This window comes from Pontibacter pamirensis (genome assembly GCF_010015475.1).
GTDB classification, from domain to species: Bacteria; Bacteroidota; Bacteroidia; order Cytophagales; family Hymenobacteraceae; genus Pontibacter; species Pontibacter pamirensis.
Genome location: NZ_SSNI01000032.1, coordinates 22,717 through 38,399, shown reverse-complemented (window position 1 = coordinate 38,399; position 15,683 = coordinate 22,717). Strand labels below are relative to the sequence as shown.

The 15,683-nt window shown below is 48.8% G+C and carries 15 protein-coding genes and 2 pseudogenes; 12 read left to right on the top strand and 5 right to left on the bottom strand.

Annotated features, from left to right (window positions below; translation table 11 throughout):
- Positions 1-760 precede the first annotated feature (760 nt).
- Complete coding sequence (locus E1919_RS20615; protein ID WP_237144721.1) at positions 761-1,252, top strand: CIA30 family protein; 492 nt, start codon at positions 761-763, stop codon at positions 1,250-1,252.
- Between the two features lie 75 nt (positions 1,253-1,327).
- Here E1919_RS20615 and E1919_RS20610 read toward each other — a convergent pair whose 3' ends face one another.
- Entirely contained in the window at positions 1,328-1,621 is a 294-nt protein-coding gene (locus E1919_RS20610) for a hypothetical protein (RefSeq protein WP_162055316.1), read from the bottom strand.
- Positions 1,622-1,923: 302 nt separating this feature from the next.
- Here E1919_RS20610 and E1919_RS27955 point away from each other — a divergent pair.
- Together E1919_RS27955 and E1919_RS20600 are read left to right on the top strand one after the other, a co-directional pair.
- A pseudogene (locus E1919_RS27955) lies at positions 1,924-2,121 on the top strand (transposase); the annotation flags it as partial.
- Positions 2,122-2,177: 56 nt separating this feature from the next.
- A pseudogene (locus E1919_RS20600) lies at positions 2,178-2,315 on the top strand (IS3 family transposase); the annotation flags it as partial.
- Between the two features lie 276 nt (positions 2,316-2,591).
- Here E1919_RS20600 and E1919_RS20595 read toward each other — a convergent pair.
- Positions 2,592-3,686, bottom strand: a complete 1,095-nt coding sequence (locus E1919_RS20595; protein ID WP_162055314.1) for an acyltransferase family protein — start codon at positions 3,684-3,686, stop codon at positions 2,592-2,594.
- Between the two features lie 210 nt (positions 3,687-3,896).
- Between E1919_RS20595 and E1919_RS20590 the strand changes: the two genes are divergently transcribed.
- From E1919_RS20590 to uvrA, 8 genes are all read left to right on the top strand, one after another.
- On the top strand, positions 3,897-4,121 hold the full coding sequence (locus tag E1919_RS20590) for a hypothetical protein (RefSeq protein ID WP_162055313.1): 225 nt from the start codon (positions 3,897-3,899) through the stop codon (positions 4,119-4,121).
- Positions 4,064-4,369, top strand: coding sequence for a hypothetical protein (locus tag E1919_RS20585; protein ID WP_162055312.1), 306 nt, complete (start codon positions 4,064-4,066; stop codon positions 4,367-4,369). Before E1919_RS20590 ends, E1919_RS20585 begins: the two co-directional genes overlap by 58 nt.
- Positions 4,370-4,951: 582 nt before the next feature.
- Positions 4,952-6,202 (top strand): ABC transporter permease, encoded by a 1,251-nt coding sequence (locus tag E1919_RS20580; protein WP_162055311.1) that lies wholly within the window; start codon positions 4,952-4,954, stop codon positions 6,200-6,202.
- Between the two features lie 126 nt (positions 6,203-6,328).
- On the top strand, positions 6,329-7,192 hold the full coding sequence (locus tag E1919_RS20575) for an LOG family protein (protein WP_162055310.1): 864 nt from the start codon (positions 6,329-6,331) through the stop codon (positions 7,190-7,192).
- Positions 7,193-7,333: 141 nt separating this feature from the next.
- Positions 7,334-7,903, top strand: a complete 570-nt coding sequence (locus tag E1919_RS20570) for a TetR/AcrR family transcriptional regulator (protein ID WP_162055309.1) — start codon at positions 7,334-7,336, stop codon at positions 7,901-7,903.
- Positions 7,904-7,977: 74 nt separating this feature from the next.
- Positions 7,978-9,351, top strand: a complete 1,374-nt coding sequence (locus E1919_RS20565) for an alpha-amylase family glycosyl hydrolase (RefSeq protein WP_162055308.1) — start codon at positions 7,978-7,980, stop codon at positions 9,349-9,351.
- A gap of 164 nt (positions 9,352-9,515) precedes the next feature.
- Entirely contained in the window at positions 9,516-9,899 is a 384-nt protein-coding gene (locus E1919_RS20560; RefSeq protein WP_162055307.1) for a YidH family protein, read from the top strand.
- A 127-nt stretch (positions 9,900-10,026) separates the two neighbouring features.
- Complete coding sequence (uvrA, locus tag E1919_RS20555; protein ID WP_162055306.1) at positions 10,027-12,942, top strand: excinuclease ABC subunit UvrA; 2,916 nt, start codon at positions 10,027-10,029, stop codon at positions 12,940-12,942.
- 52 nt (positions 12,943-12,994) lie between these two features.
- Here uvrA and E1919_RS20550 read toward each other — a convergent pair whose 3' ends face one another.
- Together E1919_RS20550 and E1919_RS20545 are read right to left on the bottom strand one after the other, a co-directional pair.
- A complete protein-coding gene (locus E1919_RS20550) occupies positions 12,995-13,564 on the bottom strand; it encodes a DUF4142 domain-containing protein (RefSeq protein ID WP_162055305.1) in 570 nt (189 codons plus the stop codon).
- Between the two features lie 208 nt (positions 13,565-13,772).
- On the bottom strand, positions 13,773-14,021 hold the full coding sequence (locus tag E1919_RS20545) for a hypothetical protein (RefSeq protein WP_162055304.1): 249 nt from the start codon (positions 14,019-14,021) through the stop codon (positions 13,773-13,775).
- A 208-nt stretch (positions 14,022-14,229) separates the two neighbouring features.
- Here E1919_RS20545 and E1919_RS20540 point away from each other — a divergent pair, with 208 nt between their 5' ends.
- Positions 14,230-14,913 (top strand): ABC transporter ATP-binding protein, encoded by a 684-nt coding sequence (locus tag E1919_RS20540; RefSeq protein WP_162055303.1) that lies wholly within the window; start codon positions 14,230-14,232, stop codon positions 14,911-14,913.
- 133 nt (positions 14,914-15,046) lie between these two features.
- Here E1919_RS20540 and E1919_RS20535 read toward each other — a convergent pair whose 3' ends face one another.
- Positions 15,047-15,667, bottom strand: coding sequence for a hypothetical protein (locus E1919_RS20535; RefSeq protein WP_162055302.1), 621 nt, complete (start codon positions 15,665-15,667; stop codon positions 15,047-15,049).
- Between the last annotated feature and the right edge of the window lie 16 nt (positions 15,668-15,683).

Below are 15,683 nucleotides of genomic sequence, written 5' to 3'. Positions count from 1 at the left end.
TTCATTTAGAGCCTGCTTCACTGAATGCAAGGGGGCTTATCTATTGTACGCAACCGCACCACTCCCTGTTTCCTTATTTATTTCTATGTCGTCTAAGGATTATCCCTCTCCCTTCTCTGCTTCAGCTGGCAAGATAAAGCATCGTTTAGCGTTAGAGCTGTAGCAGAACAAACATATTCTTATAATATCCTAAAGGGTTCAATGATCAATTTCAGTGCAATCATTAAGTTAACATGCTTCCGCAACCACAGCCTGTAAGCTAGAGCAATTGCACTGGGCACGCCAACTGTTGACCTCGTGGAAGACACTTCTACTCATGCTCTCTCTGCTTGGAGCTACCGATATGAGTTGCTTTTATAGCTGTAGCCGTGTATAACCGAGTAGAAGCGCATCATCCGTATATATACGTTTAAATGAATTGCACTAAATGACGGTGCTTTTCTCGTTACTGCTACCTTTTATCTGTTAAATTGCATTTAATTAACATAAAGATACAAAATGCAAAGAAATTACAAATAGACTTTGGCGGTCTGGAGAAGAAATGACTGGTGTTTATTACTCAATAAATTAGGTTATAAACCGAAAGGTAAAAGCGTCCTACAACATGAGCTAAATAATATGCTTGTTTCTACCACTCATCGAAAACTGAGCGATCAAAAACTATTTAAAGCCGAAGAAGTTACTTAGAAGTCTGAAAGATTGAATTTAACCTGATGTAAAGATTGCAGCAATGAAAGCTTTATTTTTAACAACAATAATTATGAACAGCTTACTCCTTTTTGATTTTAGTTCCTCATCAGATTGGTCAGTGTGGGAAATAGAAAACGACGTGGTGATGGGTGGGAATTCCACCAGCGAACTCTCGCGAAGTGAAGAGGGAAATGCGGTTTTTACAGGATATGTTTCCCTGGAGAACGACGGCGGATTTGCTTCTATGCAGTATCATTTTGAACCCAAAGACATAAGTGGCTATGATAAGGCAGTCATCCGTTTAAAAGGAGACGGAAAGGAATACCAATTCAGGATAAAAGCTAATCTGAATGAAAGGGCATCCTATGTATACACCTTCAAAACCAGCGGAGAATGGCAAAACATAGACATCCCGCTTAACAAAATGGAACCCACCTTCCGCGGAAATAAGCTGAACCAGCCCAACTTCAACGCCAATAAGATCCAGGAAATCCGGTTTATGATTGGCAATGGAAAAGCCGAGAATTTCAGGCTGGAAATAGACAAGATCGAGTTACAGTAAAGAGCAACGAATACCCTGAAATAAATTCAGGGTGATGTTATTTACATGTTAAGGCTACAGCAGAATTTGCTTCCCTTAAGCCGGCACTGGTGAGAGCAGCCAGTCCATCGCCTCGTCCTGGCTGGGGAAGCTCTGGAACGCCATGGGCAGGTTGAGTTCCTGCCGGAGCTCTGCGGAAATCCGGGCGGACTTTTCCTCCCGCTTGGCGTCTGCAGTTGCTACCCGCGCTATCTTCCTGAGGCGGGTTTTCATCAGGTCCATGCCGAACTTTGCGGTGACAGCCTTGTAGGCTTGGTCCTCCACCTCCACAACGGATTGGCTGGAGTCGAGCAGCAGGTGCTTGATGTCATAGTTCCTCACGCTCTCCACGATAAGGTCCAGGCAGAAGCCAACCTCTGACAACCCGAACAGCCTGACGTCGGGCATGCTGGTCACCAACACGTCTGTCGCGGGATTATAGTCAAGAGTGATGATACCATTGTAGAGGAGCATAAAATAAGTATTTAAGCAGAGAACTGTAAAGGTACCTATTTGTTTAACTACTTCAATAACTTTTTTAAATATATTGGTATATATTTATACCAATACTAGTACCTCAAAACTGGACTTGCTACCTTTGACTGGAGTCTTTTTCTTAGGCAGATTTAAATAAAGGTTTAAATTTGACTACTATGAACAGGTGCGAATTTGATGCCTCCTTCAAGCGGATGGCCATTGACCTTTCCTACGCGAGGGGTTCGATAAAAGAAGTAGCTGAGGAACTGGGAATAGATCCCGGCCGGCTGAGCAAATGGCGGCAGAAGGACAGCTTGCCAGTCCGGTCCGCGGAAGGGCTAACAGACGAGCAAAGGGAGATAAAGCGGCTGCAAAAGGAGCTGAAGGAGGCGGTGCTGGACCTGGCCGACAGGAAAGTGGTGGGTTGGCCACCAGGCAGGAGGCCCGGCTGGCCGTGTTTGAATACATCGAAGGCTTTTACAACCGGAAGAGGAGGCATTCAGCACTTGGATACCTGACGTCTTGCCAATATGAAAGCCTGTTGTGCAACCAAGCTGTGGCTGCCTGATAAAGTCTCCAATAAAACACTGCAGTTCCACAAATAATAGGTTAGATAAGTTGGAGAAAAAGTTTGACGCCTTTTCTCACATATGGAATACAGCAAAAGAAGACATAGAAACCGCTTCAACTGATAACAAAGGAACAAAGAAGCCAAGACGTAAGGACGAAGAAACAGATAAACTTTAACCTCTCTTTCTAATAATTTTGTAATGGCAATCTCAACAATAGAGCAAACACCTCATCATAAACAGTAAAGCCACCTACTACCAGTTGGTTTTACTGTTTATGATGGCACCAACTCCCTGACGGCAGCTTTCTTCTTCTCTATTCTGTCTTTGAGTTTCAGCAGGGGCTTTTCAACTACATAATAAGAGACAACTGGGATTAAGAATACAAGCAACAGCGGTAAGATAAAACTGCCTAAGGAGACTGCCTCTCCCTGAAGCTGCTTCTGGGTAATCCCGAAAAAATAGAATATCGGAAAGTGGTACAGGTACAGACCATAGCTTATCATCCCGATAAATGAGATTAGCTTGTTGGTTAAAAGCGTGTGAATAAGACCTTGCCTTTTCTCAAACTGCAGCACCAGGAGAAAAATAGAGGCGGAAGCTATGGCAAACAGGCTCAGCAGCAGCGCCTGCGAAGGGATATAGTTCACAAGGAAGGTCCACTTTATTTTCACGGCCAGCACATAAGTCACGGCGAACAAAAGGAGCAAAAAGGCTTGGTTCTTCGGACTGATGTTTCGGATGGTCTTCTCCTTAAAGGCAAAACAAGACCCTATGGCAAGGGAGAGGATACGAAACTGGCTCCCCTTGTAGATCAAGTACTCTGCCTCTAAGGCATTGTACTGGCTGTAGGTGTAGAAAAGAGACAGTACCACCAGGGCAGGTATCCCGAAGAGAATAACCTGCTTTGCACGCCTCAGAGAAAAGAAGTACAGCAAGGCAGGCCACACAAGGTAGAAATGCTCCTCTACCGCCAAAGACCACGTATGGCGCAGCGGGTGCGGGTCCTGATTCAATGCAAAGTAATAGTTTGACCAGTACAGCGACACGTAATCCATCCCCTGCCAGGTGAATAGCACCCCGCAAATCAGCATCACCAGGTAGTAGACAGGGAAAATACGCAGGCAGCGCTTCAGGTAGAAAGTTCTGAAGGAGAACCTGCCTTCTGCCTTTTCCTTGAGGAGGATACGGGTGATCAGGAATCCTGATAGCACAAAGAAAACATCCACTCCGAGGTAGGCCAGTTTGTAGTGCTGCACATACCCATGCAGGGTTTCGATGATGGCAGGCCCTGAGATTAACGGGGAATGGGCTATAATGATGGAGAGCGCAGCGTATCCCCGCAGACCGTCGAGTACCTTTATTTTCATTTAGCTACATTAAAGGGAGTGAACCTTAGATGAACAGACTTTAAACATACTAAAATTAAACAATATATTAATCGGTATATATAAATTATATATATCATGAAGTCCTGTAACTCTCCCAGCATACCCATTACCCCCATGTTACCAGAATCAGCAACAACAACTGTAAGTACCACCCGTTATCTCCTGTACTTGTGAGAGGAGGGCGCCACCATGGCCAGAGCAATCTGTAAAGTAACTATCCGCACCGACCAGCAACGCGAGGACGGCAGGAGCGCCGTACGCATCCGCATCACCCGTGACCGCAAGGTGCGTTACTATAACACGGGAGTTTTCCTGTTATACAGCGAGTACAAGCGCAAAACCGAGTGGAATGAGGAGTGGGAGTTGGAGAAGAAGAACTGGGTGCGCACCAAGCACCGCGACCATGCCAGCTAAACGACCGGATAAAGGAAACCTATGACGGCCTTAACAGTATAGCGGCCAACAACCCCACCTTCACAGCGGAGCAGGTGCGCGATGCCTACACCACACCGGAAGAAGAACCCGAGCAGCGGCAGGGTTTCATTACCTTTGCCCGCGAGTGGATAAAAAGAAAGCACAGCAAAGGCCGGCACGGCCAAAGTATACGAGATATGCCTTTCCTACTTCCTTGGTTTGTGGGACAAGCGTGCGGACGCTCCTGAGTTACTTACCCCAACGGTAATCAGTTAGCTGATTCGGCACCTGAAGACTGTTCCTGTGTCAAAGAAGAAAAAGGGCATGGAGACCACCACTATTAACCTCGCCTTACGCAACTACAGAACCTTCTTTAAGAACGCTGTGCTGGAAGGCTGACTACCGCGTATGCCCAACCCCTTCGACATCCCGCCACAGGAGGAGCACGACAAACCATTGCTGCGTCCTACCGCTGAGTAGCTGCTTTCGCTCATGCACGCAGAGGGACTTACCAAGGTGTAGAAGAACGCCTGCAACGTCATCCTGATGCAGTTTTCGGGGTGTTTGGGGCAAACTAAGGGAGGAGCAAAACCCACTTCAAGCTATATTCAGTGCTGTTTTTGCACTCCGTCGCACAGCGTTATGAATATCACGGTATTTAATATGTTCTGCTTCTGATACGTTAACAGTTAAACCACCTTCAGGGGTTCGTAGATATCCGTTCTGTAGAAACCAAAAAATCAAGCCGCAAATTTACTCAGTTTGGCCGAATATTTATTACTTTTAAGGAAATTACTTAGTCCCTTTATAACCTGACTTAGAAAAAAACTATGATATACATCCGCCTTGTAGCAGAAAGCTTCCGGTTTGCGTGGCAGGCGCTTCGGGCAAACATGCTGCGCACTTTTCTTTCCCTGCTGGGGGTAACCATCGGTATATTCGCTATTATCTCTGTGTTTACGCTGGTAGACTCGCTGGAGCGTAACGTAAGGGACAGTATGAGCTTTATAGGTGAAAAAGTTATTTATGTTCAGAAATGGCCATGGGCTTTCGGAGGGGGAGGATATCCCTGGTGGAAGTATTTTCAGCGTCCGGAGCCTACCATCCGGGAATTTCGCCAGCTAGAGCGGCGCCTCACGATGGATGGTGGTATCGCCATCTTTTCTGACAGAGGAAGCAATACCTTTAAGAGTGGCAACAACAGCTTCAGCGATGCCACTTTAATGGGTGTATCATACCAGTTTAACAACGTAATGGAGGTGCCTGTTGAGAGAGGTCGCTACTTTATCCCACAGGAGGTAGACGCGGGCCGGAACGTTATCATTATCGGAAGCGAAGTAGCTGAAACGCTCTTCCCCAGGCAGGAACCAATAGGGCAGCAAATTAAAGTAGGCGGCCAGCGGTTTAGCATTATCGGGGTTTTTGAGAAGCAGGGAGAAAGCTTGTTTGGCGGACCGCCATTCGACCAAATGGGCATGATGCCGTATCTGGCATATAGCAAAATGTTCGCCACCGGGCCCAATGGCGTAGGTTCTACTATTGTGGTAAAAGGCCGTGAGGATGACCCCGGGCTACTGGAACTGGAGTATGAGACGCGCGGTATCATGCGCACGATACGCGGCCTGCGGCCCCGCGACGAGGATAGTTTTGCTATGAATCGCCCTGAAATGGCCACACAGGCTATCAGCGGCTTTTTTGAGGTAGTAGGTTTGGCCGGATGGGTGATTGGAGGCTTCGCTATACTTGTAGGAGGGTTCGGCATTGCCAACATCATGTTCGTATCGGTAAAAGAGCGGACCAACATCATCGGGATACAAAAGTCTTTGGGTGCCAAAAACTATTTTATCCTGTTTCAGTTCTTGTTTGAGTCGGTGTTCTTGAGTGTATTAGGCGGTGCTGCCGGCATCCTGCTGGTGTTCCTGCTCACGCTTATTCCGCAGGATATGATGGCGGTAGGGCTTTCAGCAGGCAACATTATACTCGGACTTGGCGTATCGGCCGTGATAGGGATGCTCTCAGGTATCATTCCAGCTGTTCTGGCCTCAAATCTAGATCCTGTTATTGCCATTCGATCCAAATAAATTAAAATAACCAGGCTACTGTAGTTCTCTTCACAATGCTGCATGCCACATAAGATTTTTTGACATGAAATGCGCCTGCAAGAAAGGCGCCCGGGAGTGCAAGCTCCTGATGAAGATGTATAGATTATGACAAAACTTAGAAAGACGAGTAAAACAAAACTGCAGGAGGAAACCGTGAACACGGGAAGTGGGCAGACGATTCTAAAACCTAATGTAAACGAAAATAAAGCACGTTCAGTAAGTGATCTGCGCGAAAGCGGCGAGTCCACAGCAGCGCCTGCCTCTGAAGAGGATAAAAGAATACGCCAGGCTTTTGTTGACAAAGACTGGAACGAGATAAAAATTGCCGACTCCTGGCAGATATTTAAAGTAATGTCTGAGTTTGTGGAGGGCTTTGAGAAGCTGGCCAAAATAGGCCCCTGCGTTTCGATTTTCGGTTCGGCCCGCACTAAAAGCACGCACAAGTATTACCAGATGGCAGAGGAAATTGCCGCCAAGTTGGTACGCCACGGCTATGGTGTGATTACGGGTGGTGGCCCGGGCATTATGGAGGCCGGTAACAAAGGCGCCCACTCTGAGGGCGGCAAGTCTGTGGGCCTTAACATACAGCTGCCGTTCGAGCAGTTCAACAACATTTATATAGATTCTGATAAACTCATCAACTTCGACTATTTCTTTGTGCGCAAAGTTATGTTCGTGAAGTATGCGCAGGGTTTTATTGTAATGCCAGGCGGCTTTGGAACACTGGACGAGCTGTTTGAGGCGATCACGCTTATTCAGACAAGAAAAATCGGTGCCTTCCCGATTGTATTGGTGGGCCGTTCTTTCTGGGGAGGCTTAATGGAATGGGTTGACAGTGTGATGCTGAAGGAGGAAAGCAACATTAGCCCTGAGGATCTGGATTTGGTGCACATTGTGGATGATGCCTCCGAAGCTGTAAAAATAATCGACGACTTCTACAGCCAATACCTGTTGTCTCCAAACTTTTAATTCCATTTGTACTTTAGTATACTCAAAACAGAAAAGCAGGCTCCCTCCGTGGGCCTGCTTTTCTGTTTTAGAGGAAAAGACCCGGAATTACCTTATTTTTGCTACACCCACCTTCGGGTATAAATACATTAAACTCTCCTGATGTCCGATAACCGCTCCACCATACTAGATTGCTCCCTCAGCCTGTTTGCCGCCAAAGGCTACGATGCCGTAGGGGTGCAGCAGATAGTGGAAGCCGCAGGCATAAAGAAGCCAACGCTTTATCACTACTTCGGCAGCAAGCGCGGTGTGCTGGAGGCGCTCATGCATGAACAGTTCTCTCCTTTTCTGGGGAGAATGAAAGAGGCCGCAACCTATACAGGGGACCTGCCACTGACACTGCAACGTGTGGTGGAAAGCTATTTTCAGTTTGCCATGCGCGAGCCTACCCTGTACCAGATGCATCTTGCCGCCTGGTATGGCAATCCCGAAAACGAAGCCTCACAAGTCATCACACCCGCTATACAAGAGCAGCACCAACTGTTGGAAGCGATGTTTCGGCAGGCGGCGAAGAACCATGGCAACATGAGGGACCGCCACCAGGTGTATGCGGCCTCTTTTCTGGGCATGATCAATACGTACGTGGTACAGGCGGCACACCACCAGGTAGAGCTAAATGCAGAGACAGTGAAGAAGGCATTACAGCAGTTTTCTTATGGAATTTACTCCTGAATTTTATAGGGTCACTTTTATTTGGTACTTTTGTATACCGAACGGTATGTACAATTAAAACAGAATGTAATAAAATGAATCATATAGCAGCCTCATGGGCTTCAGAAGCCATCTTTTACCATATCTACCCACTGGGTCTATGTGGAGCTCCCTCTTATAATGACTTCGTATCTCCGGCAGCGCCACGATTAGAGTCGGTTCATAACTGGATTTCACACATAAAGAACTTAGGCTGTAACGCTCTTTACCTTGGGCCTGTGTCCGAGTCCGGCACACATGGTTATGATACCGCTGATTACTACACCGTCGACCGCAGGCTGGGAACAAATGAGACCTTGAAAGAACTCATCGCACAACTGCACGCCAATGGCATCAAAGTTATCCTGGACGGGGTGTTCAACCACGTGGGCCGCGACTTCTGGGCTTTTCGTGACCTGCTGGCCAATGGCGAAAATTCTCCATACCGCGACTGGTTCGCTGGCGTAGACTTTAGCCGGAGCAGCCCCTACGGCGATGCCTTTGCTTACGAAGGTTGGAACGGGCACCATATCCTGGTCAAGCTGAACCTCCATCATCCAGACGTTCGTGCCCACCTCTTCGCTGCTATAAAAATGTGGGTGGAGGAGTTTAAGATTGACGGCCTGCGCCTGGATGCCGCTGACGTGATGGATCTCTCCTTTCTCCGCGACCTGGCTCGCTTCTGCCATGAGCTGCAGGCCAATTTTTGGCTTCTAGGAGAGGTTATACACGGGGATTACCGCCGCTGGGCTAACCCGGAGATGTTGGACTCCACCACCAATTACGAGTGCTACAAAGGCCTGCACTCAAGCCATAACGACAAGAACTACTTTGAACTGGCGCACTCGCTCAACCGGCTGTTTGGGGAGCAGGGCATTTATAAAAATCTTTCGCTTTACTCTTTTGTTGATAACCACGACGTAAATCGGATTGCCAGCACCCTTCAGAACCCAACGCACCTTTACCCGCTCCATATCCTGCTCTTTACCATGCCCGGGGTGCCCTCTATTTATTATGGCAGCGAATGGGGAATCAGCGGAACCAAACTGCCTGACACTGATGCGCCACTGCGGCCCAAGCTCCTGCAGCCGGAAGCGCTGGAGCAGAAGCCTCACCCGGCACTGGCAGATACTATCAGTCGTTTAGCCGGCATCCGAAAAAAACATGCCGCGTTAAAGTATGGTAGCTATCAGCAGGTGCATGTCGCGCACGAGCAGCTTGCCTTTGCCCGGCGCACGAAGGAAGAACATCTCATAGTGGTGGTAAATGCCGCCAGCACGCAGGCCAGTCTTTCCTTAAAAGTAGAGGTGCCTGATGGGCGCACACTGGTTGACCTGCTGGAGCCGCAACAACAGTTCAGCGCCCGGAATGGACAGGTGCAAATAGACGTAGTACCAGCATGCTGGGCCAGAATATTACAGGTGCAGTAAGGAAATTTAGCTGAACATGAGTAGAGCACCACACATGCTGAGTTAGCAGAGCAGTAAAAAAGCGTTTCTCCCTCAGCTCCTTTACTGGGCCTGTCCTGCACCGGCACAAATACGTTATAAGATAGCCGCCACTGCCAGTTGGCATGGCATCTATAGGATAATATATGTCAGGCACTGAGAAAGACGAAATCAGAAAGCTTAAGAAAAAGCTCAAGCAACAGGAAAAGAAGAATGCAGAAATCCGTGACCAGATGGCCATAGAGCGCACTATTTTTGCTAACGAACGCACGTTGATGGCCTTTCTGCGCACTTCTATCACGATCCTTGCCGGTGGGTTTGCCGCCATAAAGCTTTCCCAACAATTATATATCGAGATTGTAGGAATCATACTCATGCCCATAGGGCTTGCACTGGCTGCTTATAGCTTCTTCAGGTACTTCCAGAAACAAAAGCTTATTGAGCAACATCGGGAGGATTACACACATACCAGCCATAAACACGCTGACTTACACAAAAAGGAAGCCTCCAACTACGGTAATACTGACTAAAACTGCTTACCAAACCTATCTCAGGCTAAACCAATTGCTGCTGATTTCTGTTAAGAAGGGTTAGGATTTTGCTGCTGCAGAAGCCTGAGATTATGTACCTTTGCTATTTAAATATTACACACGCTGAATGGCTTTCAACCCAGAGCAACAAATAACGACTGGCACCACTGCACCTGATACTGCCACCACCGCGCCTGCCATGGCCGGGGAAGCACAACAGATTGAAGTATACGGTGCCCGCGAACATAACCTGAAGAACATCTCCATTAAACTGCCGCGCTACAAGCTAGTGGTGTTTACCGGCATCAGTGGATCAGGTAAATCATCATTGGCCTTCGACACAATTTACGCAGAAGGGCAGCGCCGCTACATGGAAACTTTCTCGGCCTACGCCCGCTCATTTATGGGTGGCCTGGAGCGCCCGGACGTAGACAAGATAGAAGGCCTCTCGCCGGTCATCTCTATCGAGCAGAAGACAACGAGCCGCAACCCCCGCTCCACAGTGGGCACTATCACGGAGATTTATGACTTTATGCGCCTGCTTTGGGCGCGTACCGCAGAAGCCTTCAGTTATGTGAGTGGCGACAAGATGGTGCGCCAGAGCGATGACCAGATTGTGAACCACATCCTGGAGAATTTCAGCGAAAAGCGCATTATCGTACTCGCACCGGTGGTGAAAGGCCGTAAGGGGCATTACCGCGAGTTGTTCCAGCAAATCCGCAAGATGGGCTTTATACGGGCTCGTGTAGATGGTGAACTGGTGGAGATTACGCCGAAGATGCAGGTAGACCGCTACAAAATTCACGACATCGAAATTGTGGTGGATAAGATTGTGGTGAAGGATGAAGACCGTTTCCGCCTGTCCGGCTCTATTCAGAACGCCCTGACGCATGGCAAGGGCACTGCGTTGATACTGGACGCCGACACGAACCAGACGCACTTCTACTCACGCCACCTCATGGACCCTGCCACCGGCATTGCCTATGACGACCCGGCCCCGAACAGCTTCTCCTTCAACTCCCCATACGGTGCCTGCCCTGTTTGCAATGGTTTGGGCGAGATACAGGAGATAACCGAGGAAACCGTAATTCCGGACAAGAGCCTGAGCATCCGCCGTGGTGGCATTGCCCCGCTTGGCGAGTACCGCGACATCTGGATCTTCAAGCAGATTGAGGCGTTGTTCAAGCACTTTAAAGCCTCTGTAGCAACACCTATTAAAGACCTGCCAGAAAATTTGCTGCACATCCTGATGTATGGCCTGGAGGAAGACCTGGAGGTAAGCACCAAGAAAGGCAATTACATTGTAGAGTTCGAGGGCATCATCAATTTCCTGAAAGGGCAGATGGAATCGGACTCCGACAACATCCGCTCCTGGATTGAAGACTTTACCCAGACCTCCGTTTGCCCGGAGTGCAACGGCTATCGCTTAAAAAAAGAGTCGCTGCACTTTAAGATCGACGGCAAGAACATCGGCGAACTGTCGGTGCTGGACATCAACAAGCTGGCCTCCTGGTTTGAAGGCCTGGAAGAAAGGCTGAGTGAGCGCCAGAACGTCATCGCACGGGAACTGCTGAAGGAAATCCGCAAACGCATCGGCTTCCTGCTGGATGTGGGCCTGGAGTACCTGAGCCTGCACCGCCCGGTACGCACGCTGTCTGGTGGCGAGAGCCAGCGCATACGCTTGGCTACGCAGATAGGCACGCAGTTGGTGGGGGTGCTTTACATCATGGACGAGCCAAGCATTGGCCTCCACCAGCGCGACAACGAGCGCCTGATAAACGCCTTGAAAGATCTCCGCGACCTGGGCAACACCATTATTGTGGTGGAGCACGACAAGGATATGATCATGCAGGCGGATTATGTGGTGGATATCGGACCGGGTGCCGGTATACATGGTGGCCAGGTGGTAACTGCCGGTACGCCGGAGCAAATGCTGCAGGCAGGCACCACCACCGCTGATTTCCTGAGTAACCGCCGTGGTATTTCCATTATGCGGGAGAAACGACCGGGAACCGGTCAGACACTGCGCCTGATTGGTGCCACAGGCCACAACCTCAAAAACGTGACGCTGGATCTGCCGCTAGGTAAGATGATTTGCGTAACGGGTGTGTCGGGTAGCGGTAAGTCCTCGCTGATTCATGATACCTTATACCCTATCCTGAACACGCACTTCTTCAGGGCGAAGCGTGACCCGCTGCCATACAAGAAAATAGAGGGCCTGGAACACATCGATAAAGTAATTGAGGTAGACCAGTCGCCGATTGGCCGTACGCCGCGCTCTAATCCTGCGACTTATACCGGTGTCTTCACAGATATCAGAACCTTGTTTGCGCAGCTGCCGGAGGCGAAGATAAGAGGATACTCGCCTGGTCGCTTCTCCTTTAACGTAAAAGGAGGGCGTTGCGAGGCCTGTGAGGGAGCTGGTATGCGTACTATCGAAATGAACTTCCTGCCGGATGTATATGTGCCCTGCGAAATCTGTAAAGGCAAGCGCTACAATCGTGAAACACTGGAAGTGCGCTTTAAAGGCAAGTCAATTACAGATGTACTGGACATGACGGTGGAGCAGGCCGTAGACTTTTTTGATAGCCAGCCACGCATCCTGCGCAGGATACAGACGCTGAACGAAGTGGGCCTGGGCTACATCACCTTAGGTCAGCAGGCAACAACCTTGTCCGGCGGTGAGGCACAGCGCGTAAAACTGGCAACAGAACTGTCGAAGAAGGATACGGGCCAGACGCTTTATATTCTCGATGAGCCCACTACCGGACTGCACTTCCAGGACATCGAGCACCTGTCGGACGTGCTGCACAAACTGACGAACAAGGGCAATACCGTACTTATTATCGAGCACAACCTTGATTTGATCAAGGTAGCCGACCACATCATCGACATCGGCCCGGAAGGAGGAGAAGCAGGTGGTGCCATTGTGGCCACAGGCACACCGGAGGAAGTAGTGTCCGCAGGCAAAGGCTATACCTCTAAGTTCCTGAAAGAGGAACTGGAGACGAGCCACTACCGTGAAAGCAGCGATAAAGGCTAAGTCATCAGCATATATTAAAAAAAGGAGCGGCATTAAACAGCCGCTCCTTTTTTTATGCATTCTTTATCTTTTCCTCCAGCGCTTCCACCAATTGCTGATGCCGCCGCAGCAGGGGCAACTGCTTAGAGGCATACTGCTTCAGCTCCATTGCCTGCCCGTTTTCCGCTATATCTTCGTAGCGCTCTATAATCTCCTCCTGCTCATCGCTTAGGCGGTTTACATAGGCTAGGTCAAAAGCAATACCTGTTTTGGCGGTTATTTCCTGGTATATGTCATGATGCCTGGCCCCCAGTGTAGTGGGTAGCACAAAGTTGCTTTGGCTGGCTATCTGTTGCAGCTCGTTTAGCATTTGCTGATTGGCTTGCATCATTTCCTGTGCCAGTTCCCGCACTTCAGGGCTTACAGCCGCATCTTGTGCAGCCTCTCCGAGTTGCATCTCCAGCAGACTGGCGCTGGCAGCCTCTGCGACAAACAAGGCATCGTTTCGCATGCCTTCCACACCCGCTGCCTCAAACTGCTGCACGCTCTGCTCTGTTGCCTGTTCTATGCTATCGTCGGGGGAGCAGGCAGTGGTAAATAAGAGGGCGGTGGCGGAAACCACTGTTAGTATAGTTTTTTTCATGGTGCCTGTTGGTTTAAAGTATAAAAGCATCTGCAAGATAAAACTTACAGATGCTTTTACTATTAAGTTACAGATTTAAGTCTACTGCTCTGTAGGTGTACCTAAGCTCGCAGTTCCATTACCGCCTACTGTCTCCTCCAACTGTGATAATCTGCCATAATCATTTGCCCCAGGTTTCTGACCTCCTTTATCAGACCTTTCTCTTCCGCTAGCTGTCCCGACTGGATTCCAGCATATTACTTGAAGCCGCCTGCGTTATGAACTCTGCCTGGTCGATTTTACGATCTTCCATGGCAGTGTTTTCAAACCGTTGCTCATTCGTTTCCTGTGCTTCCCCTACGGCACCTTGCTCTTGGTTGCAGGAAACCACTTCAAATAATAATGCGCCTATTAGAAGTTCTGTTGATGCATTTTCTTCATAGCTCTGGTGTGATTGAGTGTTCGGGTTATTGTGCAAACAAACTAATTCTACGCCCTGCCCTTCTCTGAGCTACCGGAATTTGCTATGTCTGAGCTGTATAGCGGTTAACACTATTGAGTACGCTATCAGAAAATAGCAAAATAATCTTAAAATCACTCAACTAATATCAGACTTCTATAGTATATAACACATGTAATATATAAATATACTATTTATAGAATCCAGCAATAGTAAGCCCTGAAAAATGATTAAGAAAATTCGCATTTATCGAATATTAGCTGCCGCTGCGCTGCTACTTGCACCATTTATAGCCAACGCACAGAGCGATAAGGAAGTACTCAATATAGATAAGGCCTATGACCGGGTGCTGAAAGTATACCCGTTACAGCTTGGTGAAGCATACCTGGCTTACGAGAAAATGCGCACCCATCGCATCTCGAATGAGTTTGGCTTAAGCTACATTTACAGTACTTATATGAAAGGTGACGGATCAACTCCTGAAAGCCAACCTGTGCAAGGGGCGTCTGTTCGAATGAGCCAGCGCAAGTATACTTTGAAGAACGAGGGCCGTCCATTCGGTTTCTTCCATGGCCCGTTATTCGGGTATCGCTTCCTGGCTTATGAGCAGGATGTCTTTGAGCAGTTAGCACAGTCACCAGACGCCCCAACTTATCATGGTGTGGGCCGCCTGTACCAGCACTCACTCGACCTTAGCTACCAACTGGGGATACAGTTTAACCTGATGGGCCTTCTGACGGCAGATGTTGCCGCCGCATTTGGGGGGCGGGTGAAGTATGCCCTTGCCAATAACGCAGGCGATCTCCTGACAGACCACATTATAGGCCATGCGGTAATAGCAGAAAACAACTCTGCTATTTTTGCTGTGCCCTTACCACAGCTAAATCTCTCTGTTGGCTATGCATTCTAAGTCTTGCGCTGCAAATGAGCACTTGTAGCACCTTGGCGGCAGCTAACAGCAGGGAAAAGTGCTACTATTCTATTCAAATATGCCTCAGTGTCTGAAAGCACGCGTTTTAATTTCTAACACAAAGTAAGAATAACTAAAGGCCTGTATAGGCTGCAGCAACGGCCAGTAAGAACCCGCTTACAAAACCACCATATACCTCGGCGGGTGTATGTGCGTGCAGCGACAGCCTGGCCGAAAGCACGGCACCTGTCAGCAATATACCCAGGGCAATAGGCCCTACCATCATGGCGTCAGGGGCAAGCCAGTTCAGCACCAGTAGCAAACCTAAACCGCCTCCCATACCCATGCTATGGGCACTTATTTTCCAGAACTGCGAGATGATGAATGTCAGGAAAACAGAGGCGGCAATAATGCCCATCACAAAGTAAAAGATGGCATCAAAGGTAGACTCCCGATACAGCAAATAGGAAGTAAGGGCATAGCAGACACCTGTAAACAGCAGCGGCATGCTGCGCTGCTCGCGCCTGTTCATTTCTATGGAATCGAGGTGGCCGAGGCGCACCATACTGTAGGCGGCCACACCCGGAATTATAAACGTGGTAAAAAAGATCATGCACAGCACTATCCACCGGATCTGGTAGGGCAATGTAAGGGTAGCCGTGGGCATGTAGTAGAGTATGACTGCGAAAAGGTAAGTCGGAAGCAACAGCGGGTGCAATACAACCGACAGCACCTGCGCAAGGGAACGGTTCACTTTATAAAATTATGAA

Bases quoted from the DNA above. Each gene is read 5' to 3' on its own strand.
- E1919_RS20615 (WP_237144721.1), top strand. From the start codon at position 761: ATGAACAGCTTACTCCTTTTTGATTTTAGTTCCTCATCAGATTGGTCA.
- E1919_RS20595 (WP_162055314.1), bottom strand. From the start codon at position 3,686: ATGAAAATAAAGGTACTCGACGGTCTGCGGGGATACGCTGCGCTCTCC.
- E1919_RS20590 (WP_162055313.1), top strand. From the start codon at position 3,897: ATGGCCAGAGCAATCTGTAAAGTAACTATCCGCACCGACCAGCAACGC.
- E1919_RS20580 (WP_162055311.1), top strand. From the start codon at position 4,952: ATGATATACATCCGCCTTGTAGCAGAAAGCTTCCGGTTTGCGTGGCAG.
- E1919_RS20575 (WP_162055310.1), top strand. From the start codon at position 6,329: ATGACAAAACTTAGAAAGACGAGTAAAACAAAACTGCAGGAGGAAACC.
- E1919_RS20570 (WP_162055309.1), top strand. From the start codon at position 7,334: ATGTCCGATAACCGCTCCACCATACTAGATTGCTCCCTCAGCCTGTTT.
- E1919_RS20565 (WP_162055308.1), top strand. From the start codon at position 7,978: ATGAATCATATAGCAGCCTCATGGGCTTCAGAAGCCATCTTTTACCAT.
- E1919_RS20560 (WP_162055307.1), top strand. From the start codon at position 9,516: ATGTCAGGCACTGAGAAAGACGAAATCAGAAAGCTTAAGAAAAAGCTC.
- uvrA (WP_162055306.1), top strand. From the start codon at position 10,027: ATGGCTTTCAACCCAGAGCAACAAATAACGACTGGCACCACTGCACCT.
- E1919_RS20550 (WP_162055305.1), bottom strand. From the start codon at position 13,564: ATGAAAAAAACTATACTAACAGTGGTTTCCGCCACCGCCCTCTTATTT.
- E1919_RS20540 (WP_162055303.1), top strand. From the start codon at position 14,230: ATGATTAAGAAAATTCGCATTTATCGAATATTAGCTGCCGCTGCGCTG.